The organism is Vibrio sp. ZOR0018, assembly GCF_963865925.1.
Lineage (GTDB): Bacteria > Pseudomonadota > Gammaproteobacteria > Enterobacterales > Vibrionaceae > Vibrio > Vibrio anguillarum.
This window is the reverse complement of record NZ_CAWMCN010000031.1, coordinates 1-923: the sequence shown is the minus strand read 5'-3', so window position 1 is coordinate 923 and position 923 is coordinate 1. Positions and strand designations below refer to the sequence as shown.

The following is a 923-nucleotide window of genomic DNA, read 5'->3' as shown; positions in this document are numbered from 1 at the left end:
TCAGCATGCGGTGAGTCTTGTGATTAAGGCGACGTGCGGTCGCTTTTGCAGTGCATTGCTCACCCCTTAGCAGGGCGTTATGCATTTAAGAAGAAGTAAGGATAATTAAGTGAAAAAACTTATATTTATAGTTTTATTAAGTTTGTCGGGTACCGCTTTGTCTGAATCGGGCGTAAAGCCATTGCCTGAAAAACTAGAAAAAGAAATAAGTAAAAATATGAGTGAGAGCTCTTATTTTCCAATGTTAAAACCAGGTGATTGGGTGGGTATTACCCATGGTGCAGTGCGTCAAACGTTGATTGGAGAACCCGAAAAACCTGATTTGGTTATTGGTTTTGGAATGGATACTCCTGAAAACTTCATTTTTCTAATGCACAGCGACGAAGATAAGCTCGATATACAAAATGTTGTAAATAATGCTTACTCTAATCTAGAGAGTATGGATGTTGTGTTTACACTTTCTCAGGTTCTTGATAACAAAGTTCTTACTGCTAGCGGTAAACCATTCAGTAGTGAAGCTATCCTGTCAAAAAAGCATATGTTAAAGGCTCATGAAATTTTAAACGCGAAACAGATGCTCGTGTCTATCCCGAGGCGAACAGGTTTAATGGTCGTATCACGCGACGCACCAAAAGAGATATTAAACCAATTCATGTATCTTCATTCTCATGTATGGAACGATGCAAGCTACGGCAATGCTCCAATAGCCAATGTTCTTTTTTTGCTAGAAGGAGGAGAGATTGTCGCAATCATCCCAATGGATTAGGACAATAAACTGTTGATTTTCGGTAAAATGTCACGGTTGTTGTGCATTCATAGTCAAGCTGGTGTTGCGCAAACATGCTTAGTATCAAGTTTGAAGTGCGACACTTTTTACAGATGCGCATGAATATACTCCGTTGGTGTCCTATACCCAAGTCTTT

The 923-nt window shown here is 39.5% G+C and carries 1 protein-coding gene; it reads left to right on the top strand.

Annotated features, from left to right (window positions below; translation table 11 throughout):
* Positions 1–109 precede the first annotated feature (109 nt).
* The gene (locus AACR75_RS00985; protein ID WP_197056822.1) at positions 110–766 is read left to right on the top strand and encodes a hypothetical protein; all 657 of its coding nucleotides are present in this window, start codon (positions 110–112) and stop codon (positions 764–766) included.
* The last annotated feature ends 157 nt before the right edge of the window (positions 767–923 follow it).